This is a genomic window from Spiribacter sp. SSL99 (genome assembly GCF_009805925.1).
Taxonomy (GTDB): Bacteria; Pseudomonadota; Gammaproteobacteria; order Nitrococcales; family Nitrococcaceae; genus Spiribacter; species Spiribacter roseus.
On record NZ_MAOM01000001.1, the window covers coordinates 29,958 to 52,198 of the forward strand.

19 protein-coding genes are annotated in these 22,241 nt (G+C 67.7%); 9 read left to right on the forward strand and 10 right to left on the reverse strand.

Annotated features, from left to right (window positions below; translation table 11 throughout):
- The first annotated feature begins 49 nt into the window (after nucleotides 1-49).
- The 5 genes from BA899_RS00150 to BA899_RS00170 all read left to right on the forward strand — a co-directional run bounded on the left by BA899_RS00150 (nucleotide 50) and on the right by BA899_RS00170 (nucleotide 5,859).
- The gene (locus BA899_RS00150) at nucleotides 50-802 is read left to right on the forward strand and encodes a carbohydrate ABC transporter permease (RefSeq protein ID WP_200833017.1); all 753 of its coding nucleotides are present in this window, start codon (nucleotides 50-52) and stop codon (nucleotides 800-802) included.
- A gap of 15 nt (nucleotides 803-817) precedes the next feature.
- Nucleotides 818-1,114 (forward strand): DUF2160 domain-containing protein, encoded by a 297-nt coding sequence (locus BA899_RS00155; RefSeq protein WP_110883394.1) that lies wholly within the window; start codon nucleotides 818-820, stop codon nucleotides 1,112-1,114.
- Between the two features lie 78 nt (nucleotides 1,115-1,192).
- The gene (locus BA899_RS00160) at nucleotides 1,193-2,938 is read left to right on the forward strand and encodes an ABC transporter substrate-binding protein (RefSeq protein WP_148122500.1); all 1,746 of its coding nucleotides are present in this window, start codon (nucleotides 1,193-1,195) and stop codon (nucleotides 2,936-2,938) included.
- 129 nt (nucleotides 2,939-3,067) lie between these two features.
- On the forward strand, nucleotides 3,068-5,563 hold the full coding sequence (locus BA899_RS00165) for a copper-translocating P-type ATPase (RefSeq protein WP_235013267.1): 2,496 nt from the start codon (nucleotides 3,068-3,070) through the stop codon (nucleotides 5,561-5,563).
- Nucleotides 5,560-5,859 carry a metal-sensitive transcriptional regulator gene (locus BA899_RS00170; protein ID WP_110883392.1) on the forward strand — a complete coding sequence of 100 codons (300 nt, stop codon included), beginning with the start codon at nucleotides 5,560-5,562 and terminating at the stop codon, nucleotides 5,857-5,859. The genes BA899_RS00165 and BA899_RS00170 overlap by 4 nt, the downstream gene beginning before the upstream one ends.
- On the opposite strand, the gene BA899_RS00175 is transcribed toward BA899_RS00170, so the two are convergent.
- From BA899_RS00175 to betI, 4 genes are all read right to left on the reverse strand, one after another.
- Nucleotides 5,854-8,559, reverse strand: a complete 2,706-nt coding sequence (locus BA899_RS00175; RefSeq protein ID WP_159299357.1) for a bifunctional acetate--CoA ligase family protein/GNAT family N-acetyltransferase — start codon at nucleotides 8,557-8,559, stop codon at nucleotides 5,854-5,856. The two genes, BA899_RS00170 and BA899_RS00175, sit on opposite strands and share 6 nt — an antisense overlap.
- Nucleotides 8,560-8,622: 63 nt before the next feature.
- The gene (gene betA, locus BA899_RS00180) at nucleotides 8,623-10,284 is read right to left on the reverse strand and encodes a choline dehydrogenase (RefSeq protein ID WP_159299358.1); all 1,662 of its coding nucleotides are present in this window, start codon (nucleotides 10,282-10,284) and stop codon (nucleotides 8,623-8,625) included.
- A 10-nt stretch (nucleotides 10,285-10,294) separates the two neighbouring features.
- Nucleotides 10,295-11,758, reverse strand: a complete 1,464-nt coding sequence (gene betB / locus BA899_RS00185; RefSeq protein WP_159299359.1) for a betaine-aldehyde dehydrogenase — start codon at nucleotides 11,756-11,758, stop codon at nucleotides 10,295-10,297.
- Nucleotides 11,742-12,350 carry a transcriptional regulator BetI gene (betI, locus tag BA899_RS00190; protein WP_159299360.1) on the reverse strand — a complete coding sequence of 203 codons (609 nt, stop codon included), beginning with the start codon at nucleotides 12,348-12,350 and terminating at the stop codon, nucleotides 11,742-11,744. Before betI ends, betB begins: the two co-directional genes overlap by 17 nt.
- A gap of 125 nt (nucleotides 12,351-12,475) precedes the next feature.
- Between betI and choX the strand changes: the two genes are divergently transcribed.
- Entirely contained in the window at nucleotides 12,476-13,411 is a 936-nt protein-coding gene (choX, locus tag BA899_RS00195) for a choline ABC transporter substrate-binding protein (protein ID WP_235013268.1), read from the forward strand.
- On the opposite strand, the gene dinB is transcribed toward choX, so the two are convergent.
- The 5 genes from dinB to BA899_RS00220 are packed head-to-tail and all read right to left on the reverse strand — an operon-like array spanning nucleotide 13,408 to nucleotide 18,960.
- The gene (gene dinB, locus BA899_RS00200) at nucleotides 13,408-14,481 is read right to left on the reverse strand and encodes a DNA polymerase IV (protein ID WP_235012717.1); all 1,074 of its coding nucleotides are present in this window, start codon (nucleotides 14,479-14,481) and stop codon (nucleotides 13,408-13,410) included. The genes choX and dinB overlap by 4 nt on opposite strands.
- Entirely contained in the window at nucleotides 14,456-15,832 is a 1,377-nt protein-coding gene (locus BA899_RS00205; RefSeq protein ID WP_148122494.1) for a trehalose-6-phosphate synthase, read from the reverse strand. Before BA899_RS00205 ends, dinB begins: the two co-directional genes overlap by 26 nt.
- Entirely contained in the window at nucleotides 15,829-17,583 is a 1,755-nt protein-coding gene (locus tag BA899_RS00210) for a glycoside hydrolase family 15 protein (protein WP_235013269.1), read from the reverse strand. Before BA899_RS00210 ends, BA899_RS00205 begins: the two co-directional genes overlap by 4 nt.
- Nucleotides 17,584-17,597: 14 nt before the next feature.
- A complete protein-coding gene (gene otsB, locus BA899_RS00215) occupies nucleotides 17,598-18,386 on the reverse strand; it encodes a trehalose-phosphatase (protein WP_159299363.1) in 789 nt (262 codons plus the stop codon).
- Nucleotides 18,379-18,960, reverse strand: a complete 582-nt coding sequence (locus BA899_RS00220; RefSeq protein ID WP_159299364.1) for a YajG family lipoprotein — start codon at nucleotides 18,958-18,960, stop codon at nucleotides 18,379-18,381. The genes otsB and BA899_RS00220 overlap by 8 nt, the downstream gene beginning before the upstream one ends.
- Before the next feature lie 135 nt (nucleotides 18,961-19,095).
- Here BA899_RS00220 and BA899_RS00225 point away from each other — a divergent pair, with 135 nt between their 5' ends.
- Genes BA899_RS00225 through BA899_RS00235 form a run of 3 tightly spaced genes read left to right on the forward strand, consistent with a single transcriptional unit; the run spans nucleotide 19,096 to nucleotide 20,733 of the window.
- Nucleotides 19,096-19,998 carry a mycobacterial-type methylenetetrahydrofolate reductase gene (locus tag BA899_RS00225; RefSeq protein ID WP_159299365.1) on the forward strand — a complete coding sequence of 301 codons (903 nt, stop codon included), beginning with the start codon at nucleotides 19,096-19,098 and terminating at the stop codon, nucleotides 19,996-19,998.
- Nucleotides 19,999-20,005: 7 nt separating this feature from the next.
- Nucleotides 20,006-20,500 carry an MOSC domain-containing protein gene (locus BA899_RS00230; protein WP_144346773.1) on the forward strand — a complete coding sequence of 165 codons (495 nt, stop codon included), beginning with the start codon at nucleotides 20,006-20,008 and terminating at the stop codon, nucleotides 20,498-20,500.
- Complete coding sequence (locus BA899_RS00235) at nucleotides 20,497-20,733, forward strand: hypothetical protein (RefSeq protein WP_069134362.1); 237 nt, start codon at nucleotides 20,497-20,499, stop codon at nucleotides 20,731-20,733. Before BA899_RS00230 ends, BA899_RS00235 begins: the two co-directional genes overlap by 4 nt.
- A gap of 1 nt (nucleotide 20,734) precedes the next feature.
- On the opposite strand, the gene BA899_RS00240 is transcribed toward BA899_RS00235, so the two are convergent.
- Nucleotides 20,735-22,141, reverse strand: coding sequence for an FAD-binding oxidoreductase (locus BA899_RS00240; RefSeq protein ID WP_159299366.1), 1,407 nt, complete (start codon nucleotides 22,139-22,141; stop codon nucleotides 20,735-20,737).
- Between the last annotated feature and the right edge of the window lie 100 nt (nucleotides 22,142-22,241).

The window sequence follows — 22,241 nt, forward strand, 5'->3', positions numbered from 1 at the left end:
GGGTTCGAAACGACGCTATATCTTCCTGGCCGCCTGGCTGATCTTCCTGATGCTGCCGATCTACTGGCTGCTGATGATGTCGCTCAAGACCAACCAGGAAATCCTGTCGACCTTCACGCTGTGGCCGGAGAACCTGACGGTGGCCAACTATGTGAAGATCTTCACCGATCCCACCTGGTTCCCGGGGTACATCAATTCGACGCTGTATGTGGCGATGAACGTGGTGATATCGCTCACCGTGGCGCTGCCCGCCGCGTATGCGTTCAGCCGCTATAACTTCCTCGGTGACAAGCACCTGTTCTTCTGGCTGCTGACCAACATCATGGCGCCGCCGGCGGTGTTCCTGCTGCCGTTCTTCGAGCTCTACCAGAGTGTCGGGCTGTATGACACGCACATTGCGGTGGCGCTGGCCCATACCCTGTTCACGGTGCCACTGGCGGTCTGGATCCTTGAGGGGTTCATGTCCGGGGTGCCGAAGGAGATCGATGAAACCGCCTATCTGGATGGATACAGCTGGCCGCGCTTTTTCATCACCATCTTCCTGCCTCTGATCCGTTCCGGCGTGGGTGTGACGGCGTTCTTCTGCTTCATGTTCTCGTGGGTCGAGCTGCTGCTGGCGCGGACCCTCACCTCCGTCGAGGCGAAGCCGATCGCGGTCACCATGACGCGGACGGTGAGTGCCTCCGGGCTTGACTGGGGGCTGCTTGCGACGGCCGGTATTCTCACGCTCGTGCCCGGCGCCCTGGTGATCTGGTTCGTGCGCAAGCACATCGCCCGGGGCTTTGCCCTCGGCCGCGTGTAATCGGAGTTTGCAACGATGAACGAAGGAATCAGCTTCAATCTGTCCTGGATGGCCTGGACCCAGCCGGTGGCGATCTTTTTCATCGCCATAGCCGTGATGCTGGTGGTCTTTGGCGTCCTGCAGTTCGTGATGCCGACCTACGAGCGGCGGGGCTTCCTGCCAGTGCCGACGACCCGCGGGGATCGTCTGTTCATGAGCCTGCTGGGGGCGGCCTTCATCCATCTCATCTGGCTGGCGTTTTCGGACGCGAGCCTTTTGTTTGCCTCGGGCATTTCTGTGGTTTACGCCGCGGTGATGCTTCGATGGGGCTAGAAGTGGGCAAGCACTGGATTGGCCAGTGCCTCTGTCCTTGAGTAATGGGGTAATGTCCCCTTCCTGGAGGAGAAAAGCATGACAGAGCAGAAAAACGCCATGCGTCCTTTGACTGCACTGGCCGTGGCTGCTGCCCTCGGTGTCGGCGGGCTGGGCAATGCCCAGGCGGCCACCGATGAGCAGATGGCTGTCGCCGAGCAGTATCTCGACGAGTTCCAGCCGTCGACACTGACCCGCGAAGAGCAGCTCGAGCAGCTCGAGTGGTTCATCGACGCGGCTGAGGACTTCCGCGGCATGGACGTGTCCGTGGTCTCCGAGACCATCGCCACCCATGAGTACGAGGCCAGTGTCCTGGCCGAGGCCTTTTCCGACATCACCGGCATCAACCTCACCCACAACCTGATCGGTGAGGGTGACGTGATCGAGGCGCTGCAGACCGAGATGCAGTCGGGTGAGAGTATTTATGATGGCTACATCAACGATGCTGACCTGATCGGTACCCACTATCGCTATGGTCAGGTGGTCTCGCTGACTGACTACATGGAAGGCGAGGGTGCCGACGTCACGTCGCCGTACCTGGATCTGGACGACTTCATCGGTCTGGATGCAGTAACCGCGCCGGACGGCAACATGTACCAGCTGCCGGACCAGCAGTTCGCCAACGTCTACTGGTTCCGCTATGACTGGTTCCAGCGCGAAGACCTTCAGGCGCAGTTCGAGGACATCTACGGCTATGAGCTGGGTGTGCCAGTGAACTGGTCCGCCTATGAGGACATCGCCGAGTTCTTTACCGAGAACGTGGGCCAGCTGGATGGTCGTGAGGTCTATGGCCACATGGACTACGGCAAGAAGGACCCGTCCCTCGGCTGGCGTTTCACTGACGCCTGGCTGTCGATGGCCGGTGCCGGTGACAAGGGCCTGCCCAACGGTCTGCCCGTTGACGAGTGGGGCATCCGTGTCGAGGACTGCCATCCGGTCGGTTCCGATGTGACCCGTGGTGGTGCCGTGAATGGCCCGGCCGCCGTCTATGCACTGACCAAGTACATCGACTGGCTGGGTGACTATGCACCGCCGTCCGCTTCGGGCATGACCTTCTCGGAGGCGGGCCCGGTCCCGGCCCAGGGTCAGATCGCCCAGCAGATCTTCTGGTACACGGCCTTCACCGCTTCGATGGTCGAAGAGGGCCTGCCGGTGGTGAACGAGGATGGCACGCCGAAGTGGCGCATGGCCCCCTCGCCCCACGGCCCGTACTGGGAAGAGGGCATGAAGGTCGGTTATCAGGACATCGGTTCCTGGACGTTCTTCAAGCATGCCGATCCGGAGGCCCGCAAGGCCGCCTGGCTGTATGCCCAGTTCGTGACCTCGAAGGTCGTGTCGCTGAAGAAGCTCAACGAGGGCCTCACCCCGATCCGCGAGTCGGACATCATGTCCGAGTCGATGACGGAGCGGGCACCGGAGCTCGGTGGTCTGGTTGAGTTCTATCGCAGCCCGGCGCGTGAGCTGTGGACGGATACCGGCACGAACGTGCCTGACTATCCGCGTCTGGCTCAGCTGTGGTGGTCGAACGTGGCCGCTGCCGTGACCGGTGAAGAGACCCCGCAGGGCGCCATGGATAACCTGGCGGCTGAGCAGGATCGCGTCATGGAGCGCCTCGAGCGGGCCGGTGTGCAGGAAGTCTGCGGACCGCGCCTGAACGAGGAGCGGACTGCCGAGTACTGGTTCAACCAGCCCGGCGCGCCGAAGCCTCCGCTGGAAAACGAGAAGCCGCAGGGCGAGACCGTGCCCTACGACGAGCTCGTTGCCGATTGGCGTGAGAGCATGTAATCCAGCGCATTCATTGCCTGGATGAACCAAAGGGGGCCTTCGGGCCCCCTTTTTTGTGCCCGGCCATCGTGATCGCTGCGTTTGACCGGCCCCCCGGGGGGAGGGGTACCGTAAGGGCATCACTTCGTAATGATCGAGGCCTTCATGCCCGCAGACACCTTCGACCTTGAGGTCACCGGCCTGAACTGTGGCAGCTGCGTCAATCGCGCCGAGCAGGCGATCCGTCGTGTCCCGGGTGTCGAGACAGCCAGTGTCAATCTGTCCACCGCCCGGGCCCATGTGGCCTTTGACGCCGGTCATGACCCCGCCGAGGGATTGAACCGGGTGGACAGTCAGCTTGATGACGCCGGCTATCCCGCCCGACACGAGTCCATTCAACTCGCACTGAGTGGCCTGACCTGCGGCGGTTGCGTGCGCACGGTCGAAAACGCCCTCAATGCCCTGCCGGGGGTGGTGAACGCCAGCATCAACCTCGGCATGGGCACGGCCGATGTCGAGGTGATCGCCGGGAGTCTCGACAGCGCTGATCTGATCAAGGCGGTGGAGGCGGCCGGCTATGGAGCCGAGCGGCGTGGTGACGCCGGCGACGAGGCGCCGGGCCAGGATGCGGCGGCACGCGAGCAGGCCGTGCTGCGCCGGCGTGTACTGACCGCCGCCGCCTTCGCGGTGCCGCTGGTGGCCATCGCCATGGGCCGGCACATCCCCGGGGGCGCCGCGTGGTTTGCCCAGTGGCTGCCCGAGCGCGCCTGGATTGCGGTGGAATGGCTGCTGGCGACGCCCATCGTCTTCTGGGCCGGCCGGGACTTTTTCCGCAAGGGGCTGACCGAGATGCGCCACCGGGCGCCGGCGATGAGCAGTCTGGTCATGATCGGTGCGGGCGCGGCCTATGGCTACTCGCTCTTGGCCCTGCTGGTGCCGGGGATGTTCCCGCCGGGGACCGCCGGCAGCTACTTCGAGGCCGCCGGCGTGATCATCACCCTGATCCTGGTGGGGCGCTATCTCGAGCAGATCGCCCGTGGCCGGACCTCGATGGCCATCAAGCGCCTGCTGGGCATGCAGGCACGCACCGCCCGCGTGGTGCGTGATGAGGGCCCCACGGAAGTGGACATCCATGCCGTGGCGCGTGGCGAGACGGTCATGATCCGGCCCGGCGAGCGCATTCCCGTGGACGCCCGGGTCAGCGAGGGTCAGTCACGCGTCGACGAGTCGATGATCAGTGGCGAGCCAGTGCCGGTGGCCAAGTCCGAGGGTGATCGCCTGGTGGCCGGTACCGTCAATGGCCAGGGATCGCTGACCGCCACCGTCACCGAGGTGGGGGCCGATACGGTGCTGGCGCAGATCATCGGCATGGTCGAGAAAGCCCAGGCCGAAAAACCGCCGATCCAGCAGATGGCCGACCGGATCGCCGGGGTGTTCGTCCCCGTGGTGCTGGTGGTGGCGCTGTTGACCGCCGCCATCTGGCTGACCGTGGGCCCTGAGCCGGTGCTCTCCTATGCCTTCGTGGCCACGGTCAGCGTCCTGCTCATTGCCTGTCCCTGTGCCATGGGGCTCGCCACCCCCACCGCGGTCATGGTGGCCACCGGCAAGGGGGCCGAGAACGGTCTGCTGCTGCGGCGCGGGGCCGCGTTGGAATCGCTGGCCCGCACCGATACCGTGGTCCTCGACAAGACCGGCACGCTGACCCTCGGCCGCCCGCAGGTAACCGATCAGATCGGCGCCACCGGCAGCGACGATGATGTGCTGACCCTCATGGCGGCAGTGGAATCCCACAGTGAGCATCCGCTGGCCGACGCGGTGGTGGCCGCCGCGCGCGAACGCGGCCTTGCCTGGCCTACCGCTACCGGGTTCGAGGCGGTGAGCGGCTACGGGGTGCACGCCCGGGTGGATGACCGCTATGTGCACATCGGCGCGGCGCACTACATGGAATGGCTGGGCGTTGACACGACGGCCGTGCAGACCGAGGTCGAGGCGCTGATGCAGGCGGCGAAGACTCCCGTCTATGCCGCCGTGGACGGTCAGTTGCTGGGGGTGGTCGCCATCGCCGATCCGCCGCGTCCCGAGAGCGCGGCGGTCATCTCCGCGCTGCGCGCCCAGGGCCTGCGGGTGGCGATGGTCACCGGTGACCAGGCGGCCACCGCCCATGCCTTGGCCGATCGGCTGGGGATCGATGAGGTCATGGCCGGCGTGCTGCCCGACGCCAAGGCCCGCGAGGTGCAGCGCCTGCAGGGCGAGGGCCGCCGGGTGGCGTTCGTCGGCGATGGCATCAATGACGCCCCGGCGCTTGCCCGCGCGGACGTGGGCATCGCCATCGGCACCGGCACCGATGTGGCCATCGAGGCCGGCGACGCGGTGTTGATGCGGGCCGACCTCAACGGCCTGCTCAATGCCGTGGCGCTGGCCCGTCGCACGCATCGCACGATCAAGGGCAACTTTGTCTGGGCCTATGGCTACAACGTCCTGTTGATCCCGGTGGCGGCGGGACTGTTGTTCCCGTTCACCGGCTGGCTGTTGAACCCGATGGCCGCGGCGGCGGCCATGAGCCTGTCGAGCCTGTTCGTGCTCACCAATTCACTGCGCCTGCGCCGGTTCCGTCCGGCGTCGGCATCCACGGAGGCCACGGCATGAACGATTCCGTCGAGCACTGTCATCTCGCCCTTGACCCGGCGGTCCGCGAGACCGCCCGCCAGCGGCTGGCCTCGATCCGCGGGCATATCGAGGGCATCGTCCGCATGCTCGAGCGCGAGGATGTCTACTGCGTGGACGTCCTGCGCCAGCTTAAGGCGGTGGACGGTGCGCTGGAGAAGGTAGGCGACACGGTCCTGCGCAGCCATCTCCACCACCACGTCACCAGCGCCCGCGAACGCGGCGATGCCGACGTGATCGTGGATGAGCTCATGGAGATCATGAAGTACCGGTCATAGCGGCAGCGAGACCCGGACGATGTCGCGGTCTTCGGCATCGGTGTGCTGCTCAAAGCCGAGCTGGCTGCAGAGCGCCAGCATGGGCTGGTTCTCGCGCAGCACATCACCCTCGATCTCGCCGATGCCGCGGTCCCGGGCGTAGTCGATGACATGCTCCATGAGCAGCCGGCCCAGCCCCTGCCGGGTCAGGTCGTGGCGCACGATGATCGAGTACTCGGCCTTTTCATCGTCCGGATCGGCATGGATGTGCACCGCGCCATACATCTCGGCCTCGCCCGGCACCTTGTCGGCATCGGTGATGATGAGCGCCATTTCGCGGTTGTAGTCGATCTGCGTGAACCGCGCCGCGGCCATGTGGCTCATCTGCTTCATGGGGGCAAAGAACCGCAGCCGGATCTGCTCGGGTGTCAGATGGGCGAACGCCCGGTGCAGGGCCGGCTCGTCCTCGGGGACGATGGGCCGCAGCAGGTACTCGGCGCCGTCGTCGGCCACCACGGTCTTCTCGAGCTGACGCGGATAGGGCCGGATCGCCAGGCGCCGCGTGCCGGTGCCGTTCTCGCCGATGCGCACCCGGGCGTCCAGGGCCACCACCCCGTCCGCCGAGGCCAGCAGCGGGTTGATGTCCAGCTCCTTGACCCGCGAGATGTCGGCGGCGATCTGGGCGATGCGCGTCAGGGTGAGGGCGACGGCATCGAGATCCGCCGGCCGGCGGTCGCGATAGCCCTGTAGCTGGTCGTAGACCCGGGTGCGCTCGATCATGTCGTTGGCGAGTTTCATGTTGAGCGGCGGCAGCGCCAGCGACTGGTCCTTGATGACCTCGACCGCCGTGCCACCCTGACCGAACAGCACCACCGGGCCGAACTGCGCGTCCTCGGTAAACCCGGCGATCAGCTCCCACGCCCCGGCCCGCTTGACCATGGGCTGGACGCTGAAACCCTGCAGGTCGGCGTCCGGATAGGTCTCCGCCACGCGGCGGCGCATGGCCTCGGCGGCGCGATAGACCGCGTCGTGATCCTCAAGATCGAGGGCGACACCACCGACATCGCTTTTGTGCGTGATGTCCTTCGAGAGGATCTTGATGGCGGCCGGATACCCCAGCCGCTCGGCGGCATCCGCCGCCGCCTCCGGTGACTCGGCGACCTCCGTGGCGACCACCTCGACGCCAAACGCGGCCAGCAGCTGCTTGGCCTCGGGTTCACTGAGGATCTCGCGGTTCTCGGCGGCGGCCTGTTCCACCAGCCGGTTGGCCGTCTCGTAATCCGGCGTGAACAGCTCCGGCACCGACGGTGGCGTCTCGAGCAGCTGCTCCTGGTTGCGGCGGTAGGCCACCATGTGCATGAACGCCCGCACGGCGCCTTCCGGCGTTGTGTAGCTGGGGATGTCGGCTTCGGAGAAACGCCGGCGCGCGTTCTGCGCCGTGTGCTCGCCGACCCAGCAGGTCAGCAGCTTGGGCTGTCTGTCGCGACGCCCGGGCTGCGACTGCTGGCGGCTCTGCTCGGCAATCACCGCCTCGGCGGCATCCATGCTGTCGGACACCGCCGTGGGGCAGTTGAGGACCAGAATGGCGTCGGCGGCGTCGCTGTCCGCCAGCACCGCCAGGGAGTCGGCGTAGCGTTTGCCCGGGGCGTCACCGATGATGTCCACCGGGTTGCCGTGGGACCAGGTGGGTGGCAGCACCTCGTTGAGGGCCTGCACCGTGTGATCCGGTAGGGTGGCGAGCTTGCCTTCGTGGCCGATCAGCGCATCGGTGGCCAGTACGCCGATGCCCCCGCCGTTGGTCAGGATCGCCAGCCGGTCGCCGTTGGGTGTGCCGGTGGTGGCGAGGGTCTCGACGGCGGCGAACAGCTCGCCGAGGGTGTCCACCCGCAGCATGCCGGCGCGCCGGAAGGCCGCGTCATAGACCTTGTCCGAGCCGGCGAGGGCGCCGGTATGCGACGCCGCCGCCTGGGCGCTGGCCGCATGCCGCCCCGACTTGACCACGATCACCGGCTTCATGCGCGCCGCCGCCCGGGCGGCCGACATGAATTTGCGGGCGTCGGTGATCGCCTCGGCATAGAGCAGGATGGCCTTGGTGTTGGGATCGTTGGCGAGATAGTCGATGGTATCGCCGAAGTCCACATCGGCCATGTCGCCCAGCGAGATCATGTGCGAAAACCCGATCCCGCGACGCTCGGCCCAGTCGAGCACCGACGTGACGATGGCGCCGGACTGGGTGACGAAGGCGATGCGGCCCTCGGGGGGCGCCAGATGGGCGAAGCTGGCATTGAGGCCGAACCCGGGGACCAGAATGCCCAGGCAGTTGGGGCCGATGATGCGGGTCAGATGCGGGCGCGCGGCATCCAGCGCCTGCTGTCGCAGTTCCATGCCCTCGTCATCGTCGCCTTCGCCGAAGCCGGCGGTGATGACCACCACGCCGCGGGTGCCGCGTTCGGCCAGCTGGCGGACCACCTCGGGCACGGTCTTGGGCGGGGTGCAGACCACCGCCAGATCCGGGGTGACCGGCAGCTCATCAATGGACTTGTAGCTCAGTACCCCCTCGATGGACTGGTGCTTGGGGTTGACCGGCATGATCGGGCCGTCGAAGCCGCCGTTGAACAGGTTGCGGGCCAGTACCGCGCCGACCGATCCGGGCCGCCGGCTGGCGCCGACGATGGCGATTGAGCGCGGCTTGAAAAGGTAATCGAGGTTGCGGACTGTCATCGGCCGGAACTCCTGCTGGAACTATGTTGCATAGCAGCATTGTACCGCAGAAGACGATCCGTATCAGCGTTGCCGCGTCTGCCAGTCAGCCGCCTGATACCAGGGCTGTGGTTCGTCGAGGGTCGCCCGGCCACGCAGCCGGTCGGCGAGCTTTTCGGCGATCATGATGGTGGGCGCATTGAGGTTGCCGCTGGCGATGCGCGGCATGATCGAGGCATCGATCACCCGCAGGCCCGCGACGCCATGCACCCGGCCGTCGCCATCGACCACCGCCTGCGGATCGCCGGCCGTCCCCATCCGGCAGGTGCCGCTGGGGTGATAGGCGCTCTCGCCGTTGGCCCGCACCCAGGCGTCGATCTCGGCGTCACTCTGCACCTCGGGCCCGGGGGACAGGGGGCGCTCGCGGAACCGGTCCATGGGGGACTGCTCGATGACCTCGCGGGTCAGGCGCACGGCGGCGCGCATCTCCCGCCGGTCGCGTTCGCTGGCCATATAGTTAAATACGATCCGCGGGGCCGCCTCGGGATCCGCCCCCGACAGGGTGACGCGGCCGCGGCTCTCGGGGCGCATGGGCCCGACATGGGCCTGAAAGCCGTGGCAGTCCGCCGACACGCTGCCGTCGTAGCTGAGCGCGATGGGCATGAAGTGATACTGCAGGTTGGGATAGGGCACGCCCGCTTCGCTGCGGATGAACCCGCCTGACTCGAAGTGGTTGGTGGCCCCCAGCCCGCCGCGGGTGGTCAGCCACTGGATGCCGATGCGCGCCTGGTTCCAGGGCTTGAGGGCGCTGAACAGGGTGATCGGCTCGCGGCAGGCGTACTGCACGTAAACCTCGAGGTGGTCCTGGAGATTTTCGCCGACGCCGGGCAGATCCTGCTGGACGTCGATGCCGTGGTCCTGCAGTGCCGCTGCGGGACCGATGCCCGAGCGCATCAGGATCTGCGGCGAGTTGATGGCGCCGGCGCACAGCAGCACCTCGCGGTCGACCCGTGCCTCACGGGTCTCGCGCCGATAGCGGTAGCGCACGCCGATGACCCGGTCGGCATCGAACTGCAGGGTCTCGGTGAGCGCCCCGGTGCGTAGGGTCAGATTGGGCCGGCGCATGATCGGGCGCAGGTAGGCGTTGGCGGTGGACCAGCGCACTCCGTTGCGCGTGGTCATGAACATGGGCCCGAAGCCCTCCTGCTGATAGCCGTTCATGTCGTCGGTCTCGGGGTAGCCGGCCGCCACACCGGCGTCGACGAAGGCCCGGTAGAGCGGATTGCGCATCGCCCCGGTGGTCACATGCAGGGGGCCGCCGCTGCCGTGGTAGTCATTGGCGCCCTGATCAAAGTCCTCGGCGCGGCGGAAGTACGGCAGCACTTTCGAGTAGCGCCACTGCTCGAGGCCGAAGTCATCCGCCCAGCCCTCGTAATCGAGGGCATTGCCGCGCACATAGGCCATGCCGTTGATCGAGGAGGACCCGCCCAGCACGTGGCCGCGCGGGCAATCCATGCGCCGGTTGTCCATGGCCGGTTCGGGCTCGGTGGCGTAACCCCAGTTGTAGCGCCGGCTGCCCATGGGCTTGTCGAAGGCCGAGGGCATGTGAATCCAGAGGCTGTAATCCATGGGCCCGGCTTCCAGCAGCAGCACCCGGCAGTCCGGATCCTCGGTCAGCCGGTGGGCGAGCACGGCGCCGGCCGAGCCGGCGCCGATGATGACGTAGTCGAAGGTTTCTGTGTGCATACGCGATCCGTCAGTAGGGGGCGTCGACGCCGGTACTGGCGACGAACACGCTTTTCAGCTGGGTGTAGTGGTCAAGGGCGCGGCGGCTGTTCTCGCGGCCGATCCCTGACTGGCGCATGCCGCCGAACGGCATCTCGATGGGGGTCAGGTTGTAGTGATTGATCCAGATGACCCCCGCCTGCAGGGCCGCCGCCACCCGGTGGCCGCGGGACAGATCGCGGGTGAACACCCCGCCGGCCAGGCCGTAGGGCGTGTCGTTGGCACGCCGGATGACGTCGGCCTCGTCGCGGAACGGTAGGATGGTCATGACCGGGCCGAAGATCTCCTCGCGGGCGATGACGCAGTCGTCATTCTCCACCCGGAACACCGCCGGCGAGACGAAGGCGCCCCCCGGGCAGCCGGCGACCGTCACCGCTTCACCCCCGATCAGGCGCTGTGCGCCCTCCGCCTCGCCGCGCCGGATGTACTCGAGGACATGATCGCGGTGGGCGGGCGAGATCAGCGCGCCGATGTCGGTGTCCGGATCGGCCGGATCACCGATGGTCAGTCCCCGGGTGCGGGTCAGGACCCGGTCGATGAACGCCTCGATCACCGCCTCGTGGACATACACCCGCGTGCCGTTGGTGCAGATCTCGCCCTGGGTGTAGAAGTTGCCGAGCAGCGCCCCCGAGACGGCGTCATCCAGCGAGGCATCGTCGAATACGATGAGCGGCGACTTACCACCGAGCTCCATGGTGACCGCCTTGAGGGTGTCGGCGGCATCGCGCATCACGGCCTTGCCGGTGCCCACTTCGCCGGTGAGCGAGATCTTGTCGATGCCAGGATGGCGGGTCAGGGCCTGCCCGGTCTCCGCGGCGCCCTGGACCACATTGAAAAGTCCGGCCGGCAGACCCGCCTCGGCCAGGATCTCAGCGAACCGCAGGGCCGACAGCGGCGTCAGCTCGGCGGGCTTGAAAACCATGGCGTTACCGGCGGCAAGCGCCGGTGCGCTTTTCCAGGCGGCGATCTGGAGTGGGTAGTTCCAGGCACCGATGCCGCCGCAGACCCCGAGGGGCTCGGGGCGGGTGTAGAAGAACCCGCCTGCCACGTCCTGGTACTCGCCCTGCAGGCTGCCGGCCTGACCGGCGAAGTATTCCAGGCAGTCGGCCGCGGAATCGACATCGGCCTCGGGGGTTTCGGCGATGGGCTTGCCACCATCCAGGCATTCAAGCCGGGCGAGCTCATCGCGGTGTGCGCGCACCGTTGCGGCGGCGGCCGCCAGGATGCGACCCCGCTCGACACCGGACCTCGCCGCCCAGTCGGCCTGGGCGGCCCGGGCGCTGCGCACGGCGGCGTCGACGTCACTGGCATCGGCTTCGGCCACCTCGGCGAGGGGCTCGCCGGTGGCCGGGTTGGTGGTGGTGAAGCGTCGTCCCTGCCGGGCGTCGACCCAGGTGTTGTCGATCCACAGCAGGCGCTCAGGCGGTCTGGACATGCGGGCCTCCGGTCAGTGCATGGAGTTCGGAGTCGAGGTAGCGATGGGCCAGGGCGCGGGCCGCGGCCACATCCAGGCCGCCGGTGCGCAGACTGGCGCGCAGCCACAGGCCATCGATCATCACGCCCAGGCCTTCGGCGAGTCGCACCGCCTCGGCGCGCGGCAGAAAGGCCGCCAGCGCATGGGTGAGATTGCTCTCGAGGCGGCGCGTCACCACCCGCTGGATGCGGGCGATGGAGGGCACATGGTTGACCTGCGCCCAGAACGACAGCCAGCAGCTGACGGTGACGGCATCGGACTGGCTGGCGGCGAAGTTGGCGTCGATGATGGCCCGCACCCGCGGCAGCCCGGCCGCCGTTCCCGCCCGTGCCGCGCGGTATTCCTGCTCCAGCGAGCGCACCAGCGACAGGTAGGTCGACGCCAGCAGATGCCGCTTGTCACCAAAGTAGTGAGCGACCAGACCCGGCGAAATGCCGGCCTGCTGGCCGACCCGGCCCAGTGTCGTGGCCTGCAGCCCCTGGTCATGGATGACCTGGAGGGTCGCCTGGATCAATTGCCGGCGCCGCACCGTTTCCATTCCTTTCCGCGCCATGCCAACGCCTCCCGATCGAATGCCCGCCAGTCTAATCTTCATTGATTGACCACTCAATCAATACTGTGGTGTGCTTAAGCCACTCAAAACGAGTCGGTAAATCTGGAGAACCTATGAAAACCCGAATGATCGCGACGGTCGCCGGTGCCGCTCTGGTGTCACTGTCCGCCATGAACGCCAGCGCCAACGAGCCGGAGAGCTGCCAGTCGGTGGGGCTTGCCAACGTCAACTGGACCGGTGTGACCATCAAGTCCGAGGTCATGGAATACCTGCTCGAGACGCTGGGCTACGAGGTGGAGCTGACCACGGCCTCGGTGCCGATCGCCTTCCAGTCGGTGGCCGACGGCCAGCGTGATGCCTTTCTGGGCCTCTGGCTGCCCACCCAGGAAAGCATGATCCGGCCCTATCTCGACGATGGCGAGATCGAGCAGATCAGCGCCAACCTCGAGGGTGCCAAGTACACCCTGGCGGTCCCGGACTACGTCTGGGAGGCCGGCGTCCGCGATTTCGCCGATCTGGATGACTATCAGGACCGCTTCGAGGGGCGCATCTACGGCATCGAGGCCGGCAACGACGGTAATGCCGCCATCCAGGCGATGATCGACGACGATGCCTTCGGACTGGGCGACTGGGAGCTCATGGAGTCCTCCGAGGCGGGCATGCTCACCCAGGTGCAGCGCTCGGTGCCCCGCGATGAGTGGGTGGCGTTTCTGGGCTGGGCGCCGCATCCGATGAACATCAACATCGACATGCGCTACCTGACCGGCGGTGCCGAGTACTTCGGCCCCAACCAGGGCGGCGCCACGGTCTACACCATCACCACCGCCGGCTACAGCGAGCGCTGCAGCAACGTCGGCCGGCTCCTTGAGCAGTACGCCTACACGGTCGAAGAGCAGAGCCAGGCGGGCGGTTATGTGATCAACGAGGAAATGTCCCCCATGGAGGCGGGCCAGAAACTGATCATGGATAACCCGGACCTGCTCAACCGCTGGCTTGAGGGCGTGACCAACGTCGATGGCACCGGTGCGGTGACCATCGTGCGCGACGACCTGGGGCTCTAGAGCGGCGTCAGCCCCGAGAGCTGAACGCCCAGCAGGCGCACCGCGCGATGCAGCCGGTGCGCGAACAGGCACTGGCGGACCAGCGCCGCCAGTGCCTCATGATCATCGGTGGCACTGGCCAGGCTCTGGGACCGGGTATGGGTGGTGAAGTCGCGGTAACGCAGCTTGACCGTCACGGTCCGGGCGCCCAGCTGGCGGGCGGTCAGCCGTCCCCGCACCTCATCGAGCATCAGCCGCGCTTCATGATCGAGCCGCCCGCTGCTGCGGCAGTCCTGCTGGAAGGTGCGCTCGCGGCCGATGGACTTGCGGACGCGCTCAGTCTGCACGGGGCGCTCGTCAATGCCATGGGCCGAGTCGCTCAGTGACTGCGCATGCCGCGGACTGAACTCGGTGGACAGCCCATCCCGGCCCATCCGGGCCAGATCCCCGACCGTCTCCACACCCAGACCGGCCAACCGCTCGGCGGTGCGCGGGCCGACGCCATGCAGGGTTCGTACCGGCAGTGGCCAGACCCGCTCGGGCACGTCAGCGGGACGCAGCCGGGTCAGTCCATCGGGCTTTTCCAGGTCCGAGGCGATCTTTGCGAGTAGTCGGTTGGGACCGATCCCCACGGAGGCCACCAGGTCGGTGGCGGTATGGATGTCATCCTTCAGCCTCCGGCCGATGCCGAGCGGGTCATCGCTGCGATGGCTGATGTCCATGTAGGCCTCGTCCAGGCCCACTGGCTGCAGGCGTTCACTGACCGCGGCCAGGCATTCGAAGACCCGCGCCGAGGCCTCGTGGTAGGCGGGAAAGTCCACCGGCAGAAAGACCGCATCGGGGCACAGCCGCGCCGCCGTGCGCAGCGCCATGCCCGAGTGGATGCCGAACACCCGTGCCTCATAGGTGGCGGTGGAGACCACGCCGCGCCGGGCCGGATCGCCGCGCCCGCCGACAATAACCGGCTGGCCGCGGAGGCTGGGGCGGCGCTTGAGTTCCACCGAGGCGAAGAACGCATCCATGTCCACATGCATGATGATGCGCGCCGCAGCGGGGGCGCCCGGGTCAGTCGTGGCCGCCGCCGAGGTCATCGAGAAAGCGCCGTTCCCAGGCGCCGATGTCGTTGCGATGGAGCACCGCCATCATGCGTTCGTGGCGCCGCCGGCGCTCGGGTCGCGGCATCGCCAGGGCCTGGTTGAGCCCGGCCGCGATGGCATCGGTGTCGTAGGGATTGACGCGGATCGCGTCGCTCAGCTCGGCGGCCGACCCGGCCAGGTCCGAGAGCACCAGCACCCCGGGGTTGTCCGGATCCTGGCTGGCGATGAACTCCTTGGCGACCAGGTTCATGCCGTCGCGCAGGGGGGTGACCACCCCCACCCGCGCCGCGCGGTAGAGCCCCATGATGGCACCCCGCTCGAAGGTGCGGTTGAGGTAGTGCAGCGGCGCCCAGTCGAGATCGCCATAGACGCCGTTGATATGCCCGCTCAGCCCCTCCAGGCGCTGGCGCAGATCGGCGTACTCGGCGATGTCCCCGCGCGAGGGGCTGGCGATCTGCATGAGCACGGTATGCCCGCGGCGGTGGGGGTAGTCATCGAACAGCGCTTCGAACGCGCGGAAGCGCTGCTCGAGGCCCTTGGAGTAGTCGAGGCGGTCGACGCCGATCATCAGATCGCGCTCGCCAAGCCCGTCGAGCAGCCGCTGGACGGCGGGTGTGGTCAGGGTCTGCGCGGACAGGTCGGCGAGGGCCGCTACGTCGACGCCCACCGGATAGACGCCGGTGCGCAGGTCGCGGTTGCGGTGGCGCAGCTGCCCGGAGGCTCGCACCAGCGCCCCGATGGCCCGGGTGGCGGATTCCTCGAAGGCATGCCGGTCGTTGGCGGTCTGAAAACCCAGCAGATCGAACCGGCACAGATCCTCCAGCAGGGCCCGATGGCCCGGCATGGCCCGCAGCACGTCGTAGTCGGGGAAGGGGATGTGGAGGAAAAACCCGATGCGGTTGCGCAGGCCGCGTTCGCGCAGCTCGCGGGCCAGCGGCATGAGGTGGTAGTCGTGGATCCAGAGGGTGTCGTCGGGCTCGATGAGCGGGGCCAGGCAGTCGGCGAAGCGGGCGTTGACCCGGGTGTAGGCGTGGGAATAGCGCCGCTGATAGTCCATGGCCCCCAGGTTGAAGTGGAACACCGGCCAGATCACCGCATTGGAATAGCCCAGGTAGAAGTCGTCATAGTCCTCACGGCTCAGCGACAGGGTCGCGTAGTCGATGCCCTCGTGGTGGCGGATCGACGGGCGGGAGTCGGGCTGTTCGCTGACCTCGCCCGACCAGCCGAACCACAGGCCGCCGCGTCGCGACAGCGCATCGGACAGGGCCACGGCCAGTCCGCCGGCCTGAGGCTGGCCGGGCTGTGGCAGGGGGACCCGGTTGGAGACAACGACCAGTCGACTCAAAGGCTTTCCTCCCAGCTGCGGCTCAGGTGCATGGCCGAGTTGATCAGCCCCACCATACTGTAGGTCTGCGGGAAATTGCCCCAGAGTTCGCCGTGGTTGGCGTCGAGATCCTCGGAGAGCAGGCCCAGCCGGGTGCGGTGGCCGAGCATGTTCTCGAACAGCCGTCGCGCCTCGTCATGGCGGCCGATGGCCTGGAGGGCGTCAATGAACCAGAAGGTGCAGATGTTGAAGGCGTTCTCAGGCCGACCGAAATCATCAGCGGCGGCATAGCGGAACAGATGGTCGCCCCGGCGCAGGTGGGCCTCGATGGCCTCGACGGTGCCGATGAAGCGCGGATCATCGGCGGCCAGAAAGCCCAGCTCGTGCATGAGCAGCAGGCTGGCATCAAGGCTGTCACCGCCGAAGCTCTCGACAAAGGCATTGTGGGTATCGCTCCACGCCTCGCGGCAGACGGTGGCATGGATGGTGGCGGCCTGGCCCGACCAGTAGCCGGCGTCGGCATCCAGCCCGAGCTGCTCGGCGATGCGGCGCAGCCGGTCACAGGCCGCCCAGCACATCATTGCCGAGTAGGTGTGCACGCGGGCCCGGCCGCGGTATTCCCAGATGCCGGCGTCGGGCTGGTCGTGGTGGCGGATGGCCTCTTCACCGAGGGCGCAGAGGCGCTGGTAGAGCGCCTGGTCGCCGGGCCGCTCGAGGCGGGCGTCGAAAAACGCCTGGGTGGCGGCGAGGATGACCGTGCCGTAGACATCATGCTGGACCTGGTAGTAGGCGGCGTTACCCACGCGCACCGGCCCCATGCCGCGATAGCCGCCCAGTGCGTCGGCGGTGGTCTCCTCGATGCGGCGCTCGCCGCCGATGCCATAGAGCGGCTGCAGACGGTGATCGCCGCTGGCGGCCACCAGGTTGATGATGTAGCGCAGGAACCCTTCCATGGTGCGTGTCGCGCCCAGGCGGTTGAGCGCATGCACGGTGAAGTAGGCATCCCGCAGCCAGCAGTACCGGTAGTCCCAGTTGCGGCCACTGTCCGCCGCCTCGGGGATCGAGGTGGTGGCGGCGGCGATCACCGCGCCGGTGTCCTCGTAGGCCGAGAGCTTGAGGGTGATGGCGGCGCGGATCACCGCCTGCTGCCAGTCGAAGGGAATGGCCAGCGAGCGCGTCCAGTCGCGCCAGTACATCTCGGTCTGCTCCAGAAACCGGCGGCCCATCGCCTCCACCGATTCCTTGACGCTTTCATCGGGGCCGAGGATGAAGGTCATGATGGCGTCGACCACGAACGGCGTCTCGTCGAGGACATGGGTCAGCGGCGCGTCGGTGGTGACGCGCAGGACCTGGTCGTGGCGCAGAAAGCGGACGTGATTGCTGCCGCGCGTGGTGGACGGCGCGCTGGCATCCCAGCCGCTCACCGGGCGCAGCCGGGTGCGGATCACCGGATGACCGCGCACGACTTCGACGCGGCGGATGATCATGACCGGCCGATAGGTGCGGTCGTACTGCCGGAACCGCGGGCAGAAGTCGATGATGCGCAGGATGGCGCCGTAACGGTCGGTCAGCTCGGTGGACAGGACCGCGGTGTTGGGATGGTAGGACTGACTGACCGCGCATTGGTCGCAGAGCTCGATGCTGAAGTGGCCGCGGTCCTGTGAGTCGACGAGCCGCGAGAAGGCGGGCTCGGCATCAAAGCGGGGCAGGCACGCCCAGACGAGGCGGCCGAGGGGATCGATCAGGCCATTGATCTGGCCGTTGCCGATCATGCCCAGTTCAAGATCTATTGAATCGGGCGAAGGTGTCGGGGCAGCCGGTTGAGCCATTGATAAGCCTCGTTGACGGATGCCAGCGCATGGCTGGCCGCGGTGGGTCGGTCGGTGCCGATGCGGATCGAGTGGCCGCCAAGGCGGTTGACGGCGGCAAAGGCGTCCTCGTCGGTCACGTCATCCCCCAGGCAGACCGGTATCCGGCCGTGGAAGGGCGGCTCGGCCATGAAGGCCTCGATGACGGTGCCCTTGTCATGCCCGGCCGGGCCCACCTCGAGCACCTGCTTGCCGGATTGCAGCCGGAATGATTCCCCCAGGGACTCGCAGTGATGCTCGACCAGCGCCCGGGCGGGGCGCTCGAGGGCGGGATCGCCGCGGTAATGCAGGGCGATGGCGTTGCCCTTGTCCTCGACGTGGGCCCCGGGATGCTCGCCGGCGAAGGCCTCCAGCGCCTGGCGCAGGCCGTCCAGTTCGGCGCGTCGATCGGCGGGCCGATGGATTTGGCCGCCGAGGCTGCGGCGCTCGAGGCCATGCAGTCCGGCCACCGCCGGCAGTGCCCCGCCCAGCAGCGCATCGAGTCCTTCGAGGGGCCGTCCCGAGACGATGGCCACCGCGCCATCGAGGCTCTGCACCAGGGCATCGAGCAGTCCGATGAGCTGCGCCGGGACATGGACCGCCTCAGGGTGCTCGGCGATCTCCACCAGTGTCCCGTCAAAGTCGAGGAACAGCGCCCAGTCGGCGCGCGGTGTCGGTAGCCCCGCTGCGCGCTCGTCAGACAGCTCCGTGGACGCCCGGCTATTCACGGTCGGCGAGGAACGCGGCCAGTTCGGCATTCAGCAGCCGGTCGAGGGCCTCGGTGATGGCGGCATCAACGGCCTCGGCATTGGCTTTGGCGTTGGGCGGCAGGACGCGCTGCCGGGTCCGGGTGGTCTGCGCCTGACTGGTGAAGCGCTCGCCCCCGGCGACGGCCACCGCGTCCAGCGTAATGCGGGTGGTCAGCTCATAGGGCACGCCGACGGCCACATCATGGCTCAACGTTTCGATGCCGATCTCCAGACGCGGCTCACCCGCACCATCCCACAGCGTGGGGCGGAAGCCGTAGCCGCGCAGGCCCTCGGCGGCGGCCAGCTGCACGGTGTAGGCGAGATCCTGGGCGGCCACCAGTCGGATGATGCTGCGGTTGGGGTTCTCGAGAATCCCCAGATCCGACTGGCTGCGATTGTCGACCACCTGCAGGGCGATCCCGCGATCACTGTCGGTGACCGGCTCGGTGGCCGGCGGTTGCGGCGACAGGCGCAGGTTCTGCGTGCCTTGGCTGCAGGCGGCCAGGAGGCTGACCAGTCCGAGCAGCACCAGGCTGCGTATGATTCGGTTCATGATTGTGTCCTCGTGTGTTCGGAGGGCAGATTAACATCCCCGGGCGGCGGACGAATGCCGGCGACTTGACGCCAGACGGGGGGCGCACGAGACTGCCTGGCCGTTCATTCATCGCATCAGCCAGGGAAGTGATCCGTGAAAACCGTGCTGGAGGCCGTTCCGCCCGAACTCCATCGGGGTGAAGCCGCGATTGAGGCGGTGGTCGAGAAGGTGGCCCGGGTGCAGGCCGCCTGCCCCATCGATGTCGTGAACATCCCCGAGATCCATGAGGAGCCGTCGCGCAGCGATCAGGGCGAGCGTCGGCAGCCGTTCGCGCCGCGCATGGCGCCACGGGATCTGGCGCGGGTGCTGCACGAGCGTCTGGGTGTGGAGTCGATGATCAATCACGTGGTGGTGCACCATGCCAGCGAGCAGGCGCTGGTGGACTGGGTCAATGAGACCTGGGAGGCCTATGGCATCCGGCGGTTCGTGCTGGTGGGCGGCGGGCGCCATTCGGTGCGCTACCCCGGCCCCGGCGTGACCCGGGCCAATGGCCTGCTGCGCGAGCGCAGTCGGGTCGAGTCGCTGCGCATCGGCAATATCTGCATCCCCTCGCGGCATGACGAGGCGGAGCGGATCGCTGCGAAGACCGCGGCCGGCGCGGACTTTTTCACCACCCAGATTCTCTATGAGCCCGAGGCCTTCACCGCCCTGCTGGATACGCTGGCCGCCCGCGCGGCGCTGCCGCCCGAGATCCTGCTGGCGTTCTGCCCCATCCGCAACGCCCGCAATCTGCGCTTTCTGCTGTGGCTGGGAGTAACGGTCTCGGATGCCCTGTACGACTGGCTGACCGCCGATGACGCGCAGGTGTTGGCCCGCTCGCTCGAGCAGATACGCCACGCCTGGGCGCAGATCGTCGCCCATCAACGCGCCCATGGGCGGGTGGCGCCGGCACTGGACATCAATCTGGCGCCCATCGGCCCGATTCCGCCGGCGGCCACCGTCGCCCTGGCCAAGGACCTGGCGGCTCTCCACCGCGCGCCGCCAATCGGGGTATGATCCGCGCATGACGACGACACTGCGCACGCTCATGAGCCAGTATCCCCGGGCCGGACGGCTCGAGTGGATCGGTCTGCGGCCGGCCCGGCATGCGCCCATGGAAAAGCCCGAATCGGTGGCGGTTGACGCCACCGGGCTGGTGGGCGATCGCTACGCCGGGCGCAGCGGCAAACGTGCGGTCACGCTCATACAGGCCGAGCATCTGCCGGTGATCGCCGCGCTCAGCGGCCACCCCGCCATTGATCCGGCCATCACCCGCCGCAATCTGGTGGTCAGCGGCATCAATCTGTACGCCCTGCGCGGCGAGTCCTTCCGGGTGGGCGACGTGTGCCTTGAGGGCACCGGCACCTGTGACCCCTGCTCGTTCATGGAGCAGTCGCTGGGTAGCGGGGGCTATAACGCCATGCGCGGGCACGGCGGGATCATCGCGCGGGTGGTGGAGCCGGGGCGGATCACGCTGGGCGACCCGGTGGTCGCGGCACTCGAGGATGCCCCGTCATGAATGATCTGCCGCGCCTGCTGCGAACCCTGGGCTGGGTGTTCTTGGCCCTCGCGCTGAACATCGTGGTGATCGGTATCGGGGCGTTGTGGATGAAGATCGGCCCGGCAACCATCGGTCTGCTGCTCGACCCGGGCAACGCGGTGATCTGGCTGACCACCGCGCTCACCTTCGCCCCCGCGGTGGGCAGCTTCTATGCCGCGCGGCTGATGCGCCGGCGCGACGCCTCGCGCTGAATCACCCCGACGGCGGCACCACCTTGCCGGGATTGAGGCGGTCGGCGGGGTCGAAGGCGGCCTTGAGCTGGCGCATCAGATCCTGCTCCACCGGCGATTTCAGCCGCGCCACCTCGCCGGGTTTGAGTTGCCCCACACCGTGCTCGGCGGCAAACGAGCCGCGGTACTGCATGGCGATGTCGTGCACGCGCCGGGTCAGGGCCCCCCACTGGGCCAGAAACGCCTCGTCGCTGGTGGCCACGGGCCGGGTCAGGTTGAAGTGGATGTTGCCGTCACCGATGTGGCCGAAGGCGCAGGGGCGCACCCCCGGGCAGGCCTCGGTCACCGCAGCGCTGGCGGCCTCGATGAAGGCGGGGATGTCGGCCACCGGCACCGAGACGTCGTTCTTGATGCTCGCCCCGGCGCCTTTCTGCGCGCCGGGGATGCTGTTGCGCAGCCGCCAGAAATCCGCCGCCGTGGCGGCATCCGGGGCGATGCGGTAATCCCCCGCGCCGGCATCGTCCGCCTGCAGGGCCTGCTCGAGGCGGCTGTCCAGCGCCGCCGGGGCACTGCTGGTCAGTTCCACCAGCAGATACCAGGGAAACCGCTCCGGCAGTGGCTCGTGGCAATCGGCGGCGTGCTCGAGGGCGAGGCTCAGTGGTCCGCGCCCCATCAGCTCGCAGCTGGTGATGGTATCGCCACTGGCCGCACGGAGGCGGGCGAACAGCGAGACCGCGGCCGTCGCGCTGTCCAGCCCGACAATCGCCGTGGCCCGCTCGCGCACCGCGGGAAACAGCTTGAGGCTGGCGGCGGTGATGATCCCCAGCGTCCCCTCGGCGCCAATGAAAAGATCCTTCAGGTCATAGCCGCTGTTGTCCTTGCGCAGGGTCCGCAGTCCATCCCAGATCCGGCCGTCGGCCAGCACCACTTCCAGCCCCAGCGCCAGGTCGCGGGCGTTGCCATAGCGCAGCACGTTCATGCCGCCGGCGTTGGTGGCCAGGTTACCGCCGATCTGGCAGTCGTTTTCAGCGGCGTAACTGAGTGGAAACAGCCGCCCGACATCGGCGGCGGCGGTATGCAGGGCGCTCAGGGTGCAGCCGGCCTCGGCGGTCAGGGTGAAGTTGTCGGCGTCGACGGCGCGGATGCGGTCGAGCCGCTCGAGTGACAGGATCAGCCCATCGGGATGGGTGGTGGCGGCGCCGCCGCAGAGCCCGGTGTTGCCGCCCTGGGGCACGATGCCGGCGCCGTATTCAGCGGCGATGCGCACGCACGTAGCGACCCCGCGGGTGTCCGCCGGGCGCACCACCGCCTGCGCCGGCCGCTGGGCGAACAGCCCGCGGCGCTCTTCGAGATAGCCGGCCATCGCCGGGCCCGGCGCGATCACGGCCGCGTCGCCGAGCTGCTGTCTGAGGGTTTCGATCATCGTCATGGGGGTATTATCCCATTCCCGGGCGGCTGCGACCATGTCAGGCCCCTGTCGAGGCGCGGATCTCGGTGTATCATTCAGGGCAGAACCCTCAAGCGGAAGG